This window comes from Friedmanniella luteola (assembly GCF_900105065.1).
In the GTDB taxonomy this organism is placed as follows: domain Bacteria; phylum Actinomycetota; class Actinomycetes; order Propionibacteriales; family Propionibacteriaceae; genus Microlunatus; species Microlunatus luteolus.
On the sequence record NZ_LT629749.1, the window covers coordinates 310,554 to 328,905 of the forward strand.

Annotated in this window: 16 protein-coding genes; 8 read left to right on the forward strand and 8 right to left on the reverse strand. The window is 73.7% G+C overall.

Features of this window, described 5'->3' with window-relative positions; all coding sequences use genetic code 11:
• The first annotated feature begins 84 nt into the window (after positions 1 to 84).
• Positions 85 to 489: a DUF2382 domain-containing protein gene (locus tag BLT72_RS01495; RefSeq protein WP_157720229.1), complete on the forward strand. Its 405-nt coding sequence runs from the start codon at positions 85 to 87 to the stop codon at positions 487 to 489.
• The gene (locus tag BLT72_RS01500) at positions 486 to 1,298 is read left to right on the forward strand and encodes a sensor histidine kinase (protein ID WP_091409170.1); all 813 of its coding nucleotides are present in this window, start codon (positions 486 to 488) and stop codon (positions 1,296 to 1,298) included. Before BLT72_RS01495 ends, BLT72_RS01500 begins: the two co-directional genes overlap by 4 nt.
• A 27-nt stretch (positions 1,299 to 1,325) precedes the next feature.
• Here BLT72_RS01500 and BLT72_RS01505 read toward each other — a convergent pair whose 3' ends face one another.
• The gene (locus BLT72_RS01505; protein ID WP_091409174.1) at positions 1,326 to 1,862 is read right to left on the reverse strand and encodes a DinB family protein; all 537 of its coding nucleotides are present in this window, start codon (positions 1,860 to 1,862) and stop codon (positions 1,326 to 1,328) included.
• A 90-nt stretch (positions 1,863 to 1,952) separates the two neighbouring features.
• On the opposite strand from BLT72_RS01505, the gene BLT72_RS01510 reads away from it, so the two are divergent.
• Positions 1,953 to 2,936 carry a helix-turn-helix transcriptional regulator gene (locus tag BLT72_RS01510; protein ID WP_091409177.1) on the forward strand — a complete coding sequence of 328 codons (984 nt, stop codon included), beginning with the start codon at positions 1,953 to 1,955 and terminating at the stop codon, positions 2,934 to 2,936.
• A 118-nt stretch (positions 2,937 to 3,054) separates the two neighbouring features.
• Positions 3,055 to 3,936 carry a GAF and ANTAR domain-containing protein gene (locus BLT72_RS01515; protein ID WP_091409181.1) on the forward strand — a complete coding sequence of 294 codons (882 nt, stop codon included), beginning with the start codon at positions 3,055 to 3,057 and terminating at the stop codon, positions 3,934 to 3,936.
• Here BLT72_RS01515 and BLT72_RS01520 read toward each other — a convergent pair.
• The 5 genes from BLT72_RS01520 to BLT72_RS01540 form a co-directional block, all read right to left on the reverse strand.
• A complete protein-coding gene (locus tag BLT72_RS01520; RefSeq protein WP_091409184.1) occupies positions 3,875 to 6,355 on the reverse strand; it encodes a right-handed parallel beta-helix repeat-containing protein in 2,481 nt (826 codons plus the stop codon). The genes BLT72_RS01515 and BLT72_RS01520 overlap by 62 nt on opposite strands.
• A 380-nt stretch (positions 6,356 to 6,735) precedes the next feature.
• Complete coding sequence (locus BLT72_RS01525) at positions 6,736 to 7,572, reverse strand: carbohydrate ABC transporter permease (protein ID WP_091409187.1); 837 nt, start codon at positions 7,570 to 7,572, stop codon at positions 6,736 to 6,738.
• Entirely contained in the window at positions 7,569 to 8,528 is a 960-nt protein-coding gene (locus tag BLT72_RS01530; protein ID WP_091409191.1) for a carbohydrate ABC transporter permease, read from the reverse strand. The genes BLT72_RS01525 and BLT72_RS01530 overlap by 4 nt, the downstream gene beginning before the upstream one ends.
• 7 nt (positions 8,529 to 8,535) lie before the next feature.
• The gene (locus tag BLT72_RS01535) at positions 8,536 to 9,858 is read right to left on the reverse strand and encodes an ABC transporter substrate-binding protein (RefSeq protein WP_091409194.1); all 1,323 of its coding nucleotides are present in this window, start codon (positions 9,856 to 9,858) and stop codon (positions 8,536 to 8,538) included.
• Positions 9,855 to 11,120, reverse strand: coding sequence for an aminotransferase class V-fold PLP-dependent enzyme (locus BLT72_RS01540; protein ID WP_091409199.1), 1,266 nt, complete (start codon positions 11,118 to 11,120; stop codon positions 9,855 to 9,857). The genes BLT72_RS01535 and BLT72_RS01540 overlap by 4 nt, the downstream gene beginning before the upstream one ends.
• 170 nt (positions 11,121 to 11,290) lie before the next feature.
• On the opposite strand from BLT72_RS01540, the gene BLT72_RS01545 reads away from it, so the two are divergent.
• The gene (locus tag BLT72_RS01545; RefSeq protein WP_091409202.1) at positions 11,291 to 11,983 is read left to right on the forward strand and encodes a FadR/GntR family transcriptional regulator; all 693 of its coding nucleotides are present in this window, start codon (positions 11,291 to 11,293) and stop codon (positions 11,981 to 11,983) included.
• 41 nt (positions 11,984 to 12,024) lie between these two features.
• Positions 12,025 to 12,918, forward strand: a complete 894-nt coding sequence (locus tag BLT72_RS01550; protein WP_091409205.1) for an SDR family oxidoreductase — start codon at positions 12,025 to 12,027, stop codon at positions 12,916 to 12,918.
• A 79-nt stretch (positions 12,919 to 12,997) separates the two neighbouring features.
• Here BLT72_RS01550 and BLT72_RS01555 read toward each other — a convergent pair whose 3' ends face one another.
• Together BLT72_RS01555 and BLT72_RS01560 are read right to left on the reverse strand one after the other, a co-directional pair.
• The gene (locus tag BLT72_RS01555) at positions 12,998 to 13,846 is read right to left on the reverse strand and encodes a CAP domain-containing protein (protein ID WP_091409209.1); all 849 of its coding nucleotides are present in this window, start codon (positions 13,844 to 13,846) and stop codon (positions 12,998 to 13,000) included.
• A gap of 111 nt (positions 13,847 to 13,957) precedes the next feature.
• Complete coding sequence (locus BLT72_RS01560; RefSeq protein WP_231930267.1) at positions 13,958 to 15,664, reverse strand: glycoside hydrolase family 13 protein; 1,707 nt, start codon at positions 15,662 to 15,664, stop codon at positions 13,958 to 13,960.
• Between the two features lie 127 nt (positions 15,665 to 15,791).
• Here BLT72_RS01560 and BLT72_RS01565 point away from each other — a divergent pair, with 127 nt between their 5' ends.
• Together BLT72_RS01565 and BLT72_RS01570 are read left to right on the forward strand one after the other, a co-directional pair.
• Positions 15,792 to 16,826, forward strand: a complete 1,035-nt coding sequence (locus tag BLT72_RS01565) for a LacI family DNA-binding transcriptional regulator (protein ID WP_197677159.1) — start codon at positions 15,792 to 15,794, stop codon at positions 16,824 to 16,826.
• A 111-nt stretch (positions 16,827 to 16,937) separates the two neighbouring features.
• Entirely contained in the window at positions 16,938 to 18,302 is a 1,365-nt protein-coding gene (locus tag BLT72_RS01570) for an ABC transporter substrate-binding protein (RefSeq protein ID WP_091409213.1), read from the forward strand.
• Positions 18,303 to 18,352 lie beyond the last annotated feature (50 nt).

The window sequence follows — 18,352 nt, forward strand, 5'->3', positions numbered from 1 at the left end:
GAGATCCCCTCCGGGACCGCCGGCGGCCCTGCCGCCGCGGTCCTGCGCACCGCCCGAACGCACCGCCTCGTCCCCAGGAGCCCCATGACCACCGCTGAACCCGCCTCGGCTGCCGACCTCGACCGGACGGGGGAGTCGCCGTCGGTGCTCCGTTCCGAGGAGCAGCTGCGGGTCGGCGTGCGCACCCAGGCGGTGGGCCGACTGCGGATCCGCAAGCGCGTGGTCACCGAGGAGGTGACGCGGACGGTCACCGTCCGCCGCGAGGAGCTCGTGGTCGAGGAGGAGCCGGTCGAGCCGGGCGTGGGCGCCGACCACCAGGTGGGTGACCGCGACCTGGAGATCGTGCTGCACGAGGAGCAGGTCGAGGTGCACACCGTGGTCGTCCCCGTCGAGCGTGTGGTCGTCCGCGTCCGCCGGGTCGAGGGCAGCGCGGCGGTCGCCGAGGTGGTTCGCCGCGAGCGGGTCGACCTGGAGCAGGACCCACGGTGATCGACCAGGCCCCCGCCGTCCCCCGGCTGGACGGCGCCGCCGTGACGAGCCTGGCCGACGGGTCCTCCTCGACCCGCGAGGCGTGGCTGGAGGCGTCGGTCGAGCTCGGCGCGCAGCTGCTGCACGTCGAGGACGCCGTGGTCCCGGTCGTCCGGGCCGTCGTCGAGCACGTCTCGCGGTTGGTCCGGGCCCGCACCGTCACCTTCGTCGGCCCGAGCAAGATCGACGAGGGCCACTTCGAGGTCCGGCTGGCCGTCGGGGCCGGCGCCGACGACCTGATGGGCAAGACCTACACGAAGACGGGCACCCTCGAGGGACGCACGATGCAGGAGAACCGCGGCTTCGTCGGCTCGGCGGGGACGAGCCACTGCCACCACCAGGACACCCGCGACGAGCAGCCGGCCGGTCCGCTCCTCGCCGTCCCCCTGGACGGACCCGGCGGCATGCGCGGCGCGATCGTCGCCAGCCGCTGGGCCGGCCAGGCCGCCTTCAGCGAGTTCGACCTGGCCATGGCCCAGGACTTCGCGCGGCAGTCGAGCATCGCCCTCCGGCTGGCCCAGGGTCAGGCGAGCTCGGAGCAGCTCCGGTTCCACGAGCAGCGCGAGGCCGAGCTGCACCAGCTGCACGACGACCTCATCCAGCAGCTCTTCGGCCTCGGGGTCACGCTCGAGTCGCTCCGCAAGCAGGCCGGGACGCCGGCCGGCCAGCCGGCACCCGGACCCCGCTGGGACCAGGCCACCGGCCAGATCGACGGCCTCATCGCCCAGCTCCGCGCGACGCTCACCGCTGCCCCCGACGCCGACGGCTGACGCCCCGACGCCCGAGCCCGGCGCCGGTCAGCCCATCGTGCGCTGACCGTCGATCGTCTCGCGCAGGATGTCGGCGTGGCCGGCGTGCTGGGCCGTCTCGGCGATGACGTGCACCAGCACCCGCCGGTTGCTCCAGGACTCCTGCGCGAACCAGGGGGCCGGGGGCAGGGGGTGGCCGGCGTCCAGGTCGACGGTGCGGGCCAGCTCGGCGGCGCGCGCGGCGACGGCGGCGTACGCCTCCAGCGCCCCCGCGAGGGTCTCGTCGGGCAGCAGCCGGAAGCCGTCGGCGTACGCCGCGTAGGCCGCCTCGTCCGGCTCGCCCGCGTCCGGCCCGCCCTGGGGGGCCCCGTGCTCGACGAAGTCGAGCCAGCCGGCCTCGACCGCGGTGACGTGCTTGACCAGGCCGCCGAGACTGAGGGCGCTGACGGTCGGGGTCAGCCGGGCCTGCTCGTCGGTGAGCCCCTGCGTCGTCTGCAGGAAGAACCCGCGGTGCCGCTCGAGCAGGGCGACGAGCTCCTCCCGCTCGGCACTGCTGCGGGTGCTGGTGGTCGTGGTCTCGGTCATGGCGGTCCCTCCGGCTCGGTGGTCTGGTGCGTCCTACGCTAGGAGCGATCGCGGCCAGTTCCTGACCGCGATGTCGACGAGGATCAGGGCATGGCGAACACGAGCTCGCGCACCCTGCGGTTGCTGTCCCTGCTGCAGGCCCGGCGCTACTGGCCGGGCCCGGTGCTCGCCGACCGCCTGGAGGTCTCGCCGCGGACCCTGCGGCGCGACGTCGAGCGGCTGCGCGAGCTCGGCTACCCGGTCGACGCCCACCCGGGGGTGGACGGGGGCTACGCGCTCGCACCGGGTGCGGCGCTGCCCCCGCTCGTCGTCGACGACGACGAGGCGATGGCCCTGGCGGTGGCCATCCAGTCGCAGCTGGCCGGGGGTGACGGCGGCGACGCGGCGCTGCGGGCCCTGACCAAGGTCGTGCAGGTGATGCCACGCCGGCTGCGCACCCGGCTGGACGCCGTCCGCGTCTCGACGACCCCGGCCGCCTGGAGCACCGGCACCGGCACCGCCGTCGACCACACGGTCCTCGCGACCCTCGCCCTGGCCTGCCGCGACGGGGAGCGGGTCCGCTTCGACTACCGGGCCGCCGACGGGGCCCCGTCGTCACGGCACGTCGAGCCGTTCCGGCTGGTCCCGCTCGGCCGGCGCTGGTACCTGGTGGCCCACGACCTCGACCGGCACGCGTGGCGCACCCTGCGGATCGACCGGATCACCGACGCCCGGGGCACCGGCGTCCCCTTCGCCGTCCGCACCCCGCCCTTCGACGACGTCGCCGACTACGTGCGCAACCGGGTGCAGGGCACCGCGACGGGCGAGCAGCACCACGTCGAGGTGGTCGTGGAGGCGCCCGCGGAGCCGGTCCGGGCCCGGATCGGGCGCTGGGCGGAGATCCGGCCGCGGACGGACCGGACCTGCACGATGGTCATGGACACCGACGCCCTCGACTGGCCGCTCCACGCGCTCGGCGTGGTCGGGGCCGGGTTCACGGTGCTCAGCCCGCCGGAGCTCGCCGTCCTGGCGCAGGAGTGGGGCGCCCGCTTCGTCCGGGCCGGGGCCGCGGGGACCGGGTCCGGCGACGGCTGAGGGGGCCGTGATGACCGCCTCCGCACCGGCGCCGTCCCGGGCCGATGCGTCGGAGCGCGCTCGGCCGGGTACGACAGGGCTGTGGGCGCACCGAGCGACCCCGGAGACGAGGAGCTCGATGCAGCGGCTGGCGGACCGGTACCTGGCGGCGGTGGTGGACGGGCTCGCCGACGAGGAGCGCGGCCGGGACCTGCTGCCCGCGGTGCTCGCCCGGGCCTGCGTCGCCGTCCTGCCGGTCACCGGTGCCGGCCTCGGGCTGACGGAGGAGCTGCGCGTCCCGCTGGGCGGCAGCGACGACGCCGTCGGTCGCGCCGAGCGGTTGCAGACCACCCTGGGCGAGGGCCCGTGCCTGTCCGCCATCGAGGCGGGGAAGGGTCTGGTCGCGGACGCGGCCACCGTCGCGGCGCGGTGGCCCGCCTACCACCGCGAGCTGGTGCGGCAGACACCGTTCCGGTCGGTCGCCTCGCTGCCGCTGCGCGCGGCCGGGCAGCCGCCGATGGGGGCGCTCGACCTGTACAGCGACGCCGCCCGGATGGACCCGTCGGCCTGCGGGCCCGAGGTGCAGACCGCCATCGCCGACCAGATCAGCGGGCTGCTGCTCGACGCCCCGCTGGTGAGCACCGAGTGGACCGACGAGCCGGTGGCGGCGTGGCTGGCCGGCCCGTCCGTGGCCGACCGGATGGAGGTCTGGAAGGCCGTCGGCATGCTCATGCACAGCCTGGGCGAGACGCAGCGGGAGAGCCTCGCGCTGGTGCGCCGGTACGCGTTGGCGCACCGGAGCACCCTCGACGCGGTCGCCGTCCGGCTCACCGCCCTGGAGCTCGAGCCGTCGGACCTCGTGCCGGCCGGCGGCTCGTGCCCGACGCCACCGCCACCCCTGGACCTCGGCGCACGGCCGCGGTCCGGGGGTGGCGGCCAGGACGGGCTGCCGCCCGGGGTCAGCTCGCTGGACGCGCGGCGGCGCCGAGGGTCCGCGCACCGGAGCTCAGGCCGGCCTTGACGGCCACGTGCGCCGGCAGCGGCTGGGCGACCTCGGCCGTCCGGGACGCGATGCCGGCCCTGAGCCGGAAGCCGGCGTCGACCGGCGTGGTGGCCAGCGGGTTGATGCTGGTCCGCTCCTGCCCCGTGCTGTCCCGGTAGTCGTCCAGCAGGACGAACTGCATCGGCTGCTCCCCCTGCCGCGCCCAGGTCGCCGTCGCGTTCGGCACGCCCAGTGCGGTCTGGGAGAAGACGTTGCCGTTGCTCGTGATCTTGAGCTTGCCGGCGTCGTGCACCAGCGCATAGCTCTCGACGGCCAGCACCGAGGTCGCGTCGTGGCCCGCCGCGAGCACGTTGTTGCCGACCGAGCTGTTCCCGATCACCCACGGCATCGCGAGGTCGGGCTGCGGACGACGCGCGTCGTGGCCGGAGACCTGCAGCTGCTCGATCCGGCGGGAGTCCTGCGTGAAGGCGATGGCGCGGCGGTTGCGGACGATCGTGTTGTTCCAGATGGACACCTTGTCGGTGTTGGCCACCAGGACGCCGTCCGCGGCGTTGTCGGCGATCACGTTGTCCACCACGGTGCCGGTCGAGGAGATCTCGAGGACGATGCCGAAGCGGGTGCTGCCGATGATCTCGTTGTTCACCACGTCGACGTTGAACACCGACTGGTCGGTCCAGAACTGGCTGCCGTGGGTCCGCCGGATCTCGCTGTCCCGGAGGGTGATCCCGCGGGTCTGCGTGATCTTGATCCCGCCGGCGCTGGGAGCCGGGTTGAAGCGCTCGTCGTTGCTGTCCGTCACGGAGACGTCGTCGAGCAGCAGGCCGTCGGCCTGGTTCGCGTGGATGCCCACCTGGCCCGAGCCGTCGACGGTGGTGTTCCGGATCACCGAACCCGGCTTGAACATCCCGATCCCGCCGGTGGCGCTGTCGAGCACCGTCATGTTGTCGAGCGTCATCCGCTCGAAGTAGCTGGTGACCACGCCCTGCTGCCAGACCGAGTCGGCGTAGCGCCGGATGCCGAAGCCGCGCAGCACCGTGCCCGGGGCCCGCAGGGAGAAGGCCGACTGCAGGTCCGAGGAGCGCACCGACCTGCCGGCCGGGTCGCTGCCCAGGTACAGCTTCTTGCTGCCCCGGTCGACGAAGAACGTCCCGGGCACGACCTGCCCCAGGCTGGCCACCTGCTCCAGCTCGACGCCGTCCAGCCAGACCATGTCCGGGTGGGCGGCCATCGGGTGCTCCGGGTCGATCCAGCGCCAGCCGGGCGTGGTGCCGTCGGGCGCGCCCTTGGTGTAGGTCGGGCTGGAGTCGAGCGCGACGTCCCACGGGGCGACGAAGGCGCGGCCGCTGGGCGCGAAGCCGGTGACGGCGCGGGTGCCGTCGAACCAGACGGCCTCACCCGGGTAGGGCTGGATGGTCGCCGCGCGGCCCGGCGCCACCAGCACCGACTCGTGGTAGCTGCCCGCGCGCAGGACGATGGTCTGCCCCGACCAGTTCCGGGTCACGGCCTTGCCGAGGGTCCGGAACGGCTGGTCCTCGGTGCCCGGGTTGGTGTCGCTGCCGGTCGGGGAGACGAAGAGGGCGTCCGACGGCACGGGGTAGCGGGCGCTGCCGACCGGGCCGGCGCCGTGCCGGACCGCGAGCGGGGCGGCCGTGTCGGTGGTGTCCCCCTCGACGTGGGCAGGCGCCAGGTCGGCGGCGACGTCGCTGACCACGAAGGCCTGGGTCGTCAGGTCGACGGTGGGGTTGCCCGCGCCGTTGTAGGCCTGCAGGCCGGTGTGGCCGCGGCCGGTGATGGCGCCCGTCCGGTCGAGCGCGGTGACCTGCCAGCCGGGCTCGGTCGCGCCCTTCACGTACACCTTGGCGCGGGCGATGACCGGGTCGGTGCCGGTGGCGGACAGCTTGACCACCAGCTGCCGGCCCACCGGGACCTGGGAGGCCAGCGTCATCTCCTTCAGCACCGTCTGCCGGCCGGCGCCGTCGGTGCGGTAGAGGTCGACGTGCAGCACCCCGGCGGCGTCGATCCGGGCCCGCGCGGAGTAGGCGGAGCCGTCGGCCTGCCGGCGTGCCTCGATCGAGTACTGGAAGTTCCGGCTGACCGGGACGGTGAACTCGGCCCGCAGGACGGTGTCGCGGACCGAGACGGCGCCCTGGTAGGCCTTGAAGCTGCGGCCGCCCTGGATCTTGCTGACCCGGCCCTCGCTGCCGCCCACCGAGGTGGCGCTGCCGCCCGAGATCCCCGTCCAGGCGCTGCCGGTGTCGGGCTTGCCCCAGCCGGAGGCGACGGAGCGGTCGAAGCCGTCGACGACGAGCTGGGTGTCGGCCCAGGCCGCGCCCGGCAGCACCAGCAGCGGGGCGGCGCCGGCGGCGAGGGCGAGCGCGGCGGTGACGACGACGCGGGCGGCGCGGCGGAAGGGGGCGGGGGTGGCGGTGCGGGGCATGGCGGAGCTCCTGAGGGCGGTGGGGCGTGCGGCAGCCCGGGACGGGCTGGGCGGCCGTCGGTGGCCGGTGGCGTGGGACGCCGGAGGGGACCAGGTGCGGTCGGCGCCGCTAGCGGTGGAGCGGGGGGCGCAGCGGGTGGCGGGAACCGGACCGGGGCGACGACGGTCCGCGGCGGCCTGCGGGGCACGGCCGGGGCGCGGGGGTCATCGGGTCTCCTCGATCGTCGAGCTGGTTCCTGCCCCCGCGGTGATGACTCCATCCTCGCGCGCGAGCAGGGCCGGGCAGCAGGGGAGAAAGCACCCTGCTGCCCGGCCCTTGGTCCCGTGCCGGTGGGACGACCGGTCCGGGTCTTCGGGGCCCGGACGCCCTCGGCGGCGGCTCAGCCCTTGACGGCCCCCGAGGTGAGTCCCTCGACGATCAGCCGGCTCGCCAGGGCGAACATCGCCATGGTCGGGACGATCGTCAGCACCGCCGCCGCGGCCATCGGCCCCCACTCGATGTTGAAGCTGGAGATGAAGCCGTTCAGCGCCGTCGGGATCGTCTTGTTGCTGTCGGAGTTCATCAGCGTGACCGACAGGAACAGCTCGTTCCAGCAGTTGACGAAGTTGAAGATGAAGGCCGCCATGATGCCCGGCGTCATCACCGGCACGATCACCCGGAACAGGGCGCTGAGCCGCGAGCAGCCGTCCACCATGGCGGCCTCCTCGAGGGCGTCGGGGACGTTCTCGAAGAAGCCCCGCAGCATGATCGTGCAGAAGGGGATGCAGAGCGCGATGTAGAGCAGCACCAGCCCGCCCTTGCGGTCCACCAGTCCCAGGTCGACCATCAGCACGTACAGCGGTCCCAGGGCGATGAAGGCCGGGATCATCTGCGTCACGAGGAACGCCATCAGCAGCGCGCCCTTGGCCCGGAACTCGAAGCGGGCGAGGGTGTAGGCCGAGAGCAGGGAGATCAGAGTCGCGACGGCGGCGGCGACCACCGAGACCAGGAGGCTGTTGCCCATGTAGGTGCCGAACGAGGAGTTCTGGAACAGGCTCGTGTAGTTGGCCAGCGACCACGGGGACGGCAGGTAGCGCAGCGGGAACGCCGCGATCGTGCCGGGGTCCTTGAACGAGGTGACCACGATCCAGTACAGCGGGAACAGGGTGATCACCAGCCAGAGCCCGAGCAGGGCGACCTGCAGCGCGCGCAGCGGCGCCGAGACCTTGTCGATCACCGGGCGTCACGCTCCTTGAGGGCCAGCAGGTAGAAGCTGGCGAACAGCACGAGCACCGCCAGCACGATCAGCCCCAGGGCCGAGGCGAGACCGTAGTCGCCCTGGGAGGTGAAGTTGATCATCCAGCTGGTCACGATGTGGGTCTGGTCCGCCGGCCCGCCGCCGGTCATGCCGTAGATGATCTCCGGGAAGTTGAACACCCAGATCACGCGGAGCAGCACGGTCAGCAGCAGGGTCGTGCGGATGAACGGGATGACGATGAAGAACAGCGTGCGCGCCCGGCCGGCTCCGTCGAGGGCGCCGGCCTCCAGCAGCTCGTCGGGCACCGACTGCAGCGCGGCCAGGAGCATGATCGCGAAGAAGGTCACGCCGTACCAGACGTTCGCGATGATCACCGAGACCATGGCCAGCTGCGGGTCGGCCAGCCAGGCGATGTTGGTGTCGATCAGCCCGGCCTTGCGGAGCAGGTCGTTGACCACGCCGAACTCGCCGTTGAACATCCAGCGGAAGAGGATCCCGATCAGGAACCCGGAGACGGCCCAGGGGAAGAAGACCAGCGCCTGGTAGACGCCGCGGAAGCGGAACCGCCGGCGCAGCAGCAGCGCCAGCCCGAAGCCGATCAGCAGCTGCGGGACGATCGAGCCGACCACCCAGATCACCGAGTGCTGGAGCACCGTCCAGAACGTCGGGTCCGCCAGCAGCGTCGAGAAGTTGTCCAGCCCGACGAACGGGGTGTTGCGCAGGTCGAAGAGGTTCCACCGCTGGAACGCCATCTGGCTGCCCTTGAGCAGCGGGTGGTAGGTGAAGACGGCGACGAAGACCAGCGCGGGCGCGAGGAACGCCAGCAGGCCGAGGCCCCGCCGCACGGTGAAGGTCCGACGGCGGCGGCCCGCCGGGGCGGGGGAGCCGGCCGCGAGCGGGCGGCTCCCCCGCGGGGCCCGGTCGAGGAGGGTCACGCCCGCGTCAGCCCTTCCACTTCTCGGTCCAGTAGGCGTCCCAGCCCTTCAGCAGGTCGGCCGTCGACAGCTTGTCGATGAGCACCTTCTGGACGTCGCTGTCGGCCTTGGTCGACCACTCGGTCCACCAGGCCACCCCGCGCGGCTGCACCACCGTCAGGTAGGTGTCGGGGTTCTCGGTCATCGTCACGTAGGAGGCCCAGGGGCCGCTCTTGTAGAACGCGTCCGCGCCGGCGGTCTTCTGGATCGGCACCAGGCTGTTCTCCTTGGCGAACGTCGTCGAGGCGTCGCCGGACAGGAACTGCACGAGCTTCACCGCCGCCTCGGGGTTCTTGCTGGCCTTGGCCACCCCCCAGCCGGCGGTGGCCACCGGCTGCGAGGCCTTGCCGGAGGGGCCGGTCAGCAGCGGCGCCGTGTTCCACTGGTCGGCCTTCACCGTGCTGGAGGCCGAGATGGTGGCGATGACCTCGGGGTCCTGCAGCAGGAAGGCGGTGGAGCCGTTGTTGAAGCCCTCGACCATCTCGGGGTAGCCCCAGGCGACCGACGACGGCGGCGACGCGCGCCGGAACAGCTCGAAGTAGGTGTCCACCGCGGCCTGGGCCTCCGGCGCGGCGAAGATCGACTGACCGCCCTGGATCTTGAAGGCGTTCTCGCGGTCGATGCTGTCGCCGACGTAGGCCTCGATGGCAGCCACGACGTTGCCGTTGCCGTTCTTGCCGCCGCGGAAGGCGTAGCCGTAGCGGTTCTTGCTCGGGTCCTGGATCTTCGCGGCCTGCTCCAGCAGCTCCTCCCAGGTCTTCGGCGGCCCGGAGAACCCGGCCTCGGCGACCAGGTCGGTCCGGTAGAACAGGCTCAGGCCGTAGAAGCCGTAGGGGATGAAGTACGTCTTGCCGTCGCTGTGCTTGCTGTACTTCTGCGCCTGCTCGGTGAGCTGGTCGAAGCCCGACCAGGCCTCGGTGGCGGCGGTCATGTCGTAGAGCCAGCCGTTGTTGGCGAAGGGCCCGACGGTGAGGTCGCGGACCTCCAGCACGTCGACCCCGCTGCTGGCCTGCAGCATCTGCTGGATCTTCTGGTCGGCCTGCTCGGTCGGCGGGGACACCAGCTGCACCTTGATCCCCGGGTTGGCCGCCTCGAACTCCGCCAGCAGCTTCTCCAGCACCTTGGATCGGGCGGGGTTGGTCAGGCTCTCGACCATCTGCAGGGTGACGTCACCGCCCCCGCCCCCGCCGCTGCTGCCGGCGTCGGAGCCGCCGCTCGAGCAGCTGCTGAGGCCGGTGACGGAGACGGTGGCCAGGCCGGCCGTGCCGAGGAGGAACGATCTGCGGTTCACTGCTCTCTTCTTTCCTGGGGGTTGACGGTGGCGGGTGCGGGCGCGGCCTCGACGGCCCACGCGAGCAGCAGGGGGACGGCGCGCTCGACGAGGTCGAGGTAGTCGTCGGGGGTGTTGTAGGCGTGCGCCGACAGCCGGAGGTAACCACGGCCGGCGAAGGCGGTGAAGGCGGTCTCGATGCCGGCCTCGGCGAGCATCCGGTCGCGCATCGCGTTCGCCTCGAGGTGCCCGGTCGCGAGCCGGCCGGGCAGCCCCACCAGCCGGAGCGGACCCACCGGCATCCCGACCTGCGCGTGGCAGTCGACCCCCGACGCCTCACCGAGGGCGGTGGCGACGAGGTCCTGCGCCCAGTCGGCCAGGGCCGTCGTGTAGCGGCGCACCGCGTCCCAGCCGAAGCTCTCGTCGACCAGCTCCAGGGCGGTCGGGGCGGCGAGCCAGCCGGTGAGGTCGAGCGTGCCCTGGTGGTCGAAGCGCTCGGGGAAGGCCAGGCCGGCGCCCCAGGAGTCGATCAGGGGGTGCAGCCCGTCGGCGACCTCCGGCCGGGCCACCAGCACCGCCGTCCCGCGCGGGGCGCAGCCGTACTTGTGGAGGTTGCCCACCCAGACGTCGGCGTCGGCCTCGGCCACCGGGTCCTCGAGCAGCAGGGGCGCGTGCGCGCCGTCGACGAGGGTGGCGATGCCGCGGCGGCGCGCCTCGTCGCAGACCCGGCCGACGGGCAGCCGCCGGGCGGTCGGGGAGGTGATGTGGTCGAGCACGATGAGCGCGGTGCGGTCGGTGACCCCGGCCCAGATGGCCTCGAACGCCTCGTCCTCCGCCGCCGCCAGCGGGACCGCGGCGGTGACGAGCCGGCCGCCCGCGCGGCGGGCGGCGCGGGCGGCCCCGGCGGTGACGGCGCCGTAGCCGTGGTCGGTGACCAGCACCTCCGCGCCCCGCGGCAGGGCGAGGCTGCCGTAGACGACGCTGGCGCCGGCGCTCGCGTTGAGCACCAGGGCCAGCCGCTCGGGCTCCACGTGCAGCCGCGGGGCGAGCAGCCGGCGGGCGCCCTCGATCCGCTGCGGCAGGCCCGGGAACCAGGCGACCGGCGCCAGCTCCATCTGCTGGCGCAGCTCGGCCTGGTGCGCGAGCGCCGCCCGCGGCACGGCCCCGAACGAGCCGTGGTTGAGGTGCCGCAGGTCCGGGTGCAGAGCCCACAGCGACGCCGCGGGGTGGCCGTCCGGGGCGGTCAGCGGGGCCGGCGCGGCGACGTCGGTCGTGGTGGGCACAGATGCTCCTGGGGGTGGGATGCGCTCATCCTGTCTGATGAATGAACTCCTGGGAAGCACCAGATGTGACGATCACGTCAATTCGTCAGACACAGTCGGGCTGCGGCGGCACGGCCGGGCACAATGGCGCCGGGCCGCCCCGGCCCCGCGGGGCGACGGAGGGAGTGCGCATGTCGGCGGTCGAGACGGCCTTCCAGGGGCTCCGCCAGATGGTGGCGACGGGCCGGCTGCAGCCCGGGCAGCGCTTCCCGATCGAGAGCGAGCTCTGCTCCGAGCTGGGGGTCTCCCGCAGCTCGCTGCGCGAGGCGGTCCGGATGCTCGCCGCGCTCGGCGTGGTGGAGGTGCGGCAGGGCTCGGGCACCTACGTCGCGCAGCTGCGGGCCGCGGACATCGTCCGCAGCCTCAGCCTGACCCTGGGCCTGCTGCCGCTGGAGGGGCTGCTGGAGATCTACGAGCTGCGGCGGGTCCTCGAGGGGCACGCGGCCTCCCAGGCGGCGGCCCGGCGCCCGGACGGGCTCGTCGAGCGGATGGACGCCCTGCTGGTCGAGCTCGAGGCCAGCACCGACGCGGAGGCGAGCGGGGAGCTCGACCACCGCTTCCACTCGATGATCGCCGAGGCGGGCGGCAACCCGACCCTGGCCGCGCTGCTGGAGGTGTTCCGGAGCCGCAGCCGCAACTACCAGATCTTCGACTCCGACGCCGGGCCGGAGATCAAGCGGGTGAGCGACGACGGCCACCGCGCGATCGCCACCGCGATCGCGGCCCGGGACTCCGGCGGGGCCGAGACGGCGGCGGCCGCGCACGTGGCCGAGACGGAGCGGTGGCTGCGCCGGCTGCACCCGCACCCCTCCACCTCGGCGTGACCGGCCGTTGGGATCGGGCCGGTCGGGGTACAGGGGAGGCCATGACGGATCAGACGACGAAGACCGACCCCACCACGCAGTACGCCCAGCCCGAGGGCATGGACGACCAGATCGCGCACCCGGGTCTCAGCGGGGACATGACCGAGCAGCCCGACCACGGCGAGGACACCTACCGCGGTTCTGAGCGGCTGACCGGCCGTCGGGCGGTCATCACCGGGGGCGACTCCGGCATCGGCCGCGCCGTGGCCATCGCCTTCGCCCGCGAGGGGGCCGACGTCCTCATCAGCTACCTCCCCGACGAGGAGGCCGACGCGGACGAGACCGTCCGGCTCATCGAGGAGGCGGGCCGCAAGGCCGTCCGCTGCCCCGGCGACATCCGCGACGAGCAGGTATGCCAGCAGATCATCGACACCGCGGTCTCCGAGCTCGGCGGGCTCGACATCCTCGTGAACAACGCGGCGTACCAGATGGCGCAGTCGGGTGGCATCGCCGACATCTCCACCGAGCAGCTCGACCGCGTCATGAAGACCAACATCTACGCCCTGTTCTGGCTGTGCCAGAAGGCGCTCCCGCACCTCGAGGCCGGGGCGACCATCATCAACACCGCCTCCGTGCAGGCCGTCAGCCCCTCGCCCGAGCTGCTCGACTACGCGACCACCAAGGCCGGCATCCACAACTTCACCCGGGGCCTGGCCAGCCAGCTGGCCGAGAAGGGGATCCGGGTCAACGCGGTCGCGCCCGGCCCGATCTGGACGCCGCTGATCCCCGCGACGATGCCCGTCGAGCGGGCCTCCTCGCACGGCGAGAGCGCCCCGCTGGGTCGCGCCGGCCAGCCGGCCGAGCTCGCGCCGGTCTACGTGTTCTTCGCCTCCCAGGAGTCGAGCTACATCACCGGTGAGATGCTCGGCGTCACCGGCGGCGACCCCGTCAGCTGAGCCTCGCCGGGCCCTCGACGGGCTCAGGCCGCGGGCTTCGCTCAGGCCGCGGGGCCTGGTCAGGGTCGGGCCGCGGGCCTCAGGCCAGGGTGCCGAAGACCTGCGCGGAGTACCAGACGCCGTCGGAGCTCTGGGCGGCCCCGACGCCGATCAGCCTGAACTGCGCGTTGAGGATGTTGGCGCGGTGGCCGGGGGAGTCCATCCAGGCCTCCGTCACGGCGGCGCCGCTCGGGTAGCCGTAGGCGACGTTCTCGCCGACGGTGCGGAGGTCGCAGGCCTCGAGGACCGGCCGCAGCTCCTGGTGGTACATCCGCTCCTCGGCCGCCATCGCGCGGGCCTGCCTCTCGGCGTAGGAGTCCAGGCAGCTCTGCGCCGTGAGGGCGGCCAGCCCGCGGCTGGTCCGCTCCGGGTTGGTCGCGGCGATGACGTCGCTCTCGTACCGGTCGGCCGCGCTGGCCGTCGTCGCCGCGGGCTGCTTGAGCGTCACCGAGCAGCTCCCGAAGCCGTCGCCGTCGACGCCGAGGCTCACCACGACCTTGGCCCGCCCGGGGGCGCTCGGCGGGTTGACCGGGTTGCGCGCCCTGCTGGCCGCGCCGTCCTGGTAGTCGAAGGAGCCGGACCAGAGCAGGTCCTGCAGCCGCTCGCCGTCGCCGTCGTAGGTGCGGACGCGGGAGTCGGTGGGCAGCGGCCCGCTCGTCGACGTCGTCCAGCCCGCTCGGTCGAGGGCCACCTTCGTCGTCGTCCCGGAGGTGTACGGCGCGCCCCACGTCACCTGCACGTCCCAGCGGACGCCGCCGCCGTCGACGCACGACGCCCGCTGCACCGTGGCCGCCGAGGCCGGTGCCGGAGCGAGGGCGAGCAGGCCGACGGCCGTGCCGAGGCCGACGAGGGCGGCGGTCAGGCGTCGGGCGCCGGGGGAGCGGGACACAGGTCCTCCTGCAGCTGAGGTCCGACCGCGGCAGGGGGTCCGCGGTCGGACCGGTCGTCGGGGCGGCCGGCACGGCCAGCGTACGGACCGGACCCGACCCGGGGCAGGGGCTCAGGACCCGGGCCGAAAGCCCCTGCCCGGAGGGGTCCGCGACCAGACGGCGGTGTCCGGGGGCAGCCGACCGTCCGCCAGCGGCCCCGAGGCCAGCACGACCTCGCCGGCGGGCAGGGGCACGGCCGCCGGGCCGAAGTTCACCCAGCAGGCGATCTCGCCGCGGACGAAGGCGAGCACGTCCTCGTCCCCGCTCTCCAGCCAGCGCAGCGGGCCCGCGTCGACGAGCAGGCGCCGGCGGGCGGCCAGCAGCCGCCGGTAGAGCCACAGCGTGGAGCCCGGGTCCTGCTCCTGCACCTCGACGGCCAGCTCCGCCCAGCCGGCGGGCTGCGGCAGCCAGGGCTCCGCCGCGCCGGGTGGGGAGAACCCCGCCGACGCGGAGCCGACCGACCACGGCAGCGGGACCCGGGAGCCGTCGCGGCCGGGGTCCGTGCCGCCGGACCGCGCGTGGATGGGGTCGCGGCGGCGCGCGGCGGGCAGGTCCTCTACCTCGGGCAGCCCCAGCTCCTCGCCGAGGTAGACGTAGGCGGCCCCCGGCAGCGCCATGGTCAGCAGCACCGCCGCGCGGGCCCGCCTCCGACCCAGCTCCAGGTCGACCGGGTCCACCCCGAACCGGGCGCGCTGCTCCTCGTTCGACGCCCGCCGCTCGGGCTGCGCGCGGCCGTAGCGGGTGACCTGCCGGACGACGTCGTGGTTGGTCAGCACCCACGCGCTGGGGGCGCCGGAGACGGCGGCCGCCGCCAGTCCCTGCTCGACGACGGCGCGCCACGGCCCGGCCCGGAAGGTGACGTGCAACGGCTCGAACTCGAAGGCGGTGTGCAGCTCGTCGGGGCGCAGGTACAGCGGCAGCCGCTCGGGCCGGGCCACCCAGGCCTCGGCCACGAAGACCCGCGGCGGGTCGTACCCGTCGGCCAGCCGGCGCCAGTCGCGGTACACCTCGTGCACCTCGTCCTGGTCCCAGCCGGGGTGCTCCTCGCTCCGCCGGTCGCTGCCCAGCGCGTCGGGCAACCCGGCCTCCTTGACCAGACCGTGGGCGACGTCGATGCGGAAGCCGTCGACCCCGCGGTCGAACCAGAAGCGCAGGATGTCCAGGAACTCCGCGCGGACCTCCGGGTTGCGCCAGTCCAGGTCGGGCTGCTCGGGGGCGAACAGGTGCAGGTACCACGGCCCCGGACGACCGTCGGGCTCGGTGACCCGGGTCCAGGCCGGTCCGCGGAAGCAGCTCTCCCAGTCGTTGGGGGGCAGCGACCCGTCCTCGCCGCGGCCCTCCCGGAACAGGTAGCGGCCGCGGGCGACCGGGTCGCCGGCCCGGGCCCGCTGGAACCACGGGTGGGCGTCGGAGGTGTGGTTGGGCACGATGTCCAGCAGCACCCGCAGCCCCAGCGCGTGCGCCTCGGCGAGCAGGGCCTCCGCGTCGGCGAGGGTGCCGAAGACCGGGTCGACGTCGCGGTAGTCCGCCACGTCGTAGCCGACGTCGACCATCGGGGAGGGGTACCAGGGGTTGACCCAGACGGCGTCGACGCCGAGGGCTGCGAGGTGGGGCAGCCGGGCGCGCAGTCCGGCCAGGTCGCCCACCCCGTCGCCGTCGCCGTCGGCGAAGCTCCGCAGGAACACCTGGTAGATGACGGCGGTCCGCCACCAGGCGTCCTCGGCCGCCGGTCCCGGCCGGGCCGGGGCGCCGGCCTCCCTGCTGATGGTCTCGGTCAACCGACGTCCCTCCCGCGGCTCGTGGCTCGGGCTCGACCGCTGCCGAACCCTTGACAATCCTGCACGGCGTCAGTTGACTACGCAGTCAAGACCGGTTGACAGCGTAGTCAGAGGGGCGAGGGGTCGTGTGGAGACGGTGCCGGAACGGCTGGGGCGCACGCCCGTGATGATGGACGTCGCCCGCGCCGCCGGGGTCTCCCAGAAGACGGTGTCCCGGGTGATCAACGACGCGCCCCACGTCCGGGCCGACGTCCGCGCGCGGGTGCTGGCCGCGGTCCGCGAGCTCGGCTACCGGCCCAACACGGCAGCCCGTGCCCTGGTCACCCAGCGCACCCACGTCATCGGCGCCATCGCCGTCGGCACCCGCTACTACGGCCCCGCCACCCGGTTGCTGTCGATCGAGCACGCCGTCCGCGCCCGGGGCTACTCCCTCGCCATCAACTCCACGCCCGACCCCTGGATCGACGACCTGCACGGGGCCGTGGAGGCCCTGCTGCGACGGGGCGCCGAGGGCATCATCCTCGAGGTCCCGTCCGTGGACGTCCGGCTGGACACCGACCTGCTCCGCGACCTCCCGGTCGTCAGCAACGTCGGGCCGCTGCCGGGCGTCCGGCACGTCGCCTTCCTCGACGAGGACCAGGCCGACGTCGGCCGGGTCGCCGCCCGGCACCTCCTCGACCTCGGCCACACCCGCCTCGCCCACGTCGCCGGTCCCCAGCGCTGGGACGCGGCGGTGTCGCGTCGGCTGGGCTGGCAGGGCGAGCTCGAGGCCGCCGGCCACGACGGCTCCCTCGTGCTCGAGGGCGACTGGTCCGCCCGCTCGGGCTACGCGCTCGGGCTCGAGCTCGCCCGGACGGGGGCCACCGGCCTGTTCGTCGCCAACGACTCGATGGCCATGGGCGTGGTCCGGGCCCTGGTCGAGTCGGGCGTCGCCGTGCCGGAGGACGTCTCGGTGGTCGGGGTGGACGACGTGCCCGAGGCCGAGTTCCAGGTGATCCCCCTGACCACGATCCGGTTGGACCAGACGCGCTCGACCGAGCGCGCGCTGCACGACCTGGTGGCCATGATCGAGGGCGAGCAGCCCCTCGACCAGGCCGGCGACCCGCCGCCGCTGCTCGTCCCACGACGCTCCAGCGGGCCACCGCCCGCCGGGCGCCCCTGACCGCCCCCGTCCCTCCAGCAGCCCGCCGGCCACCGCGTCCCCGGGCCACCCCCGCACCCCTCAGCCGAGCGGTGCGGCCCGCAGCACCTCCCAACGAAGGCAGGTCCGCCCATGTCCACGTCCCTCTCCCGCCGCGGCTTCCTCGGCACGATGTCCCTCGCCTCCGCCGCGGTCTTCTTCGGCGCCTGCAGCGGCGGCGGCGACGACGGCCCCGCTGCCCCGTCCGCCGGTCCGCAGGTCAGCCAGGCCGACATCGACGCGGCCATGGCCAAGCCGACGACCCTCACCTTCTGGACCTGGGTCCCGGACATCCAGAACCAGGTGGACCTCTTCGAGAAGCAGTACCCGGCGATGAAGGTCCAGCTGGTCAACGTGGGTCAGGGCTCGCCGCACTACCAGAAGCTGCGCGCGGCCATCCAGTCCGGCCAGGGCGCGCCCGACGTCACCCAGATGGAGTTCCAGTACATCCCCTCCTTCACCCTGGGCGACAACCTGCTGGACATCTCCGGCTACGGCGTGGCCGGCATCAAGGACCAGTACCCCGAGTGGGTGTGGTCGCAGGTGAGCAAGGGCGAGGTCGTCTACGCCGTGCCGCAGGACGTCGGCCCGATGGGGCTGCTCTACCGCGACGACCTGCTCTCCGACGCCGGCGTCGAGGTGCCGACCACCTGGGACGCGTTCGCCGCTGCGGCCGCGGACTACCGCACGGCCAACCCGAAGAGCTACCTCACCAACCTGGCGCCCAACCAGCCCGGCCAGATCATCGCCTACCTCTGGCAGGCGGGTGCGCGGCCCTTCGCCTACGACGGGGACAAGACCGTCACCGTCGACCTGGCCAGCGACGCGGGCAAGAAGGTCCTCGGGTTCTGGGGCGAGATGCTCGCCGCGGGCAGCCTCTCGGTCGACCCCGACTTCACCGACTCCTGGTACCAGGGCCTGGCCAACGGCAAGTACGCCAGCTGGCCGACCGCCGCCTGGGGACCCGTCTTCCTCCAGGGGACCGCCAAGAAGACCTCGGGCAAGTGGCGTGCGGTGCCGCTGCCGCAGTGGGACGAGTCCGCCCCCGCCTCGGGCAACTGGGGTGGCTCGACCGACGCCGTGCTGAAGACCAGCGCCAACCCCATCGCCGCCGCCCAGCTGGCGCTGTGGATCAACACGGCGAAGGAGCCGGCGCTCAAGCTGGCCACCGAGCAGTTCCTGTTCCCGCCGTCGACCACGATCCTCAACGACCCCGAGGTGGCCGACCTCGAGTCGCCGTTCTTCGGTGGTCAGAAGGTGAACACGACGTTCAAGGACATCTCCGAGACCGTCACGCCGGACTTCGGCTGGCTGCCGTTCATGGACTTCGTCTACACCAACTTCAACGAGACGCTCGGCAAGGCCATCGCCGACAAGGGCGACCTGGTCGCCGGCCTGCAGAAGTGGCAGGACGCCGTCGCCGGCTACGCCAAGGACCAGGGCTTCACCGTCGCCTGACGTCCCCGGGTGCCGCCGCCGCGGCGGCGGCACCTCCCTCCTGCCGACCC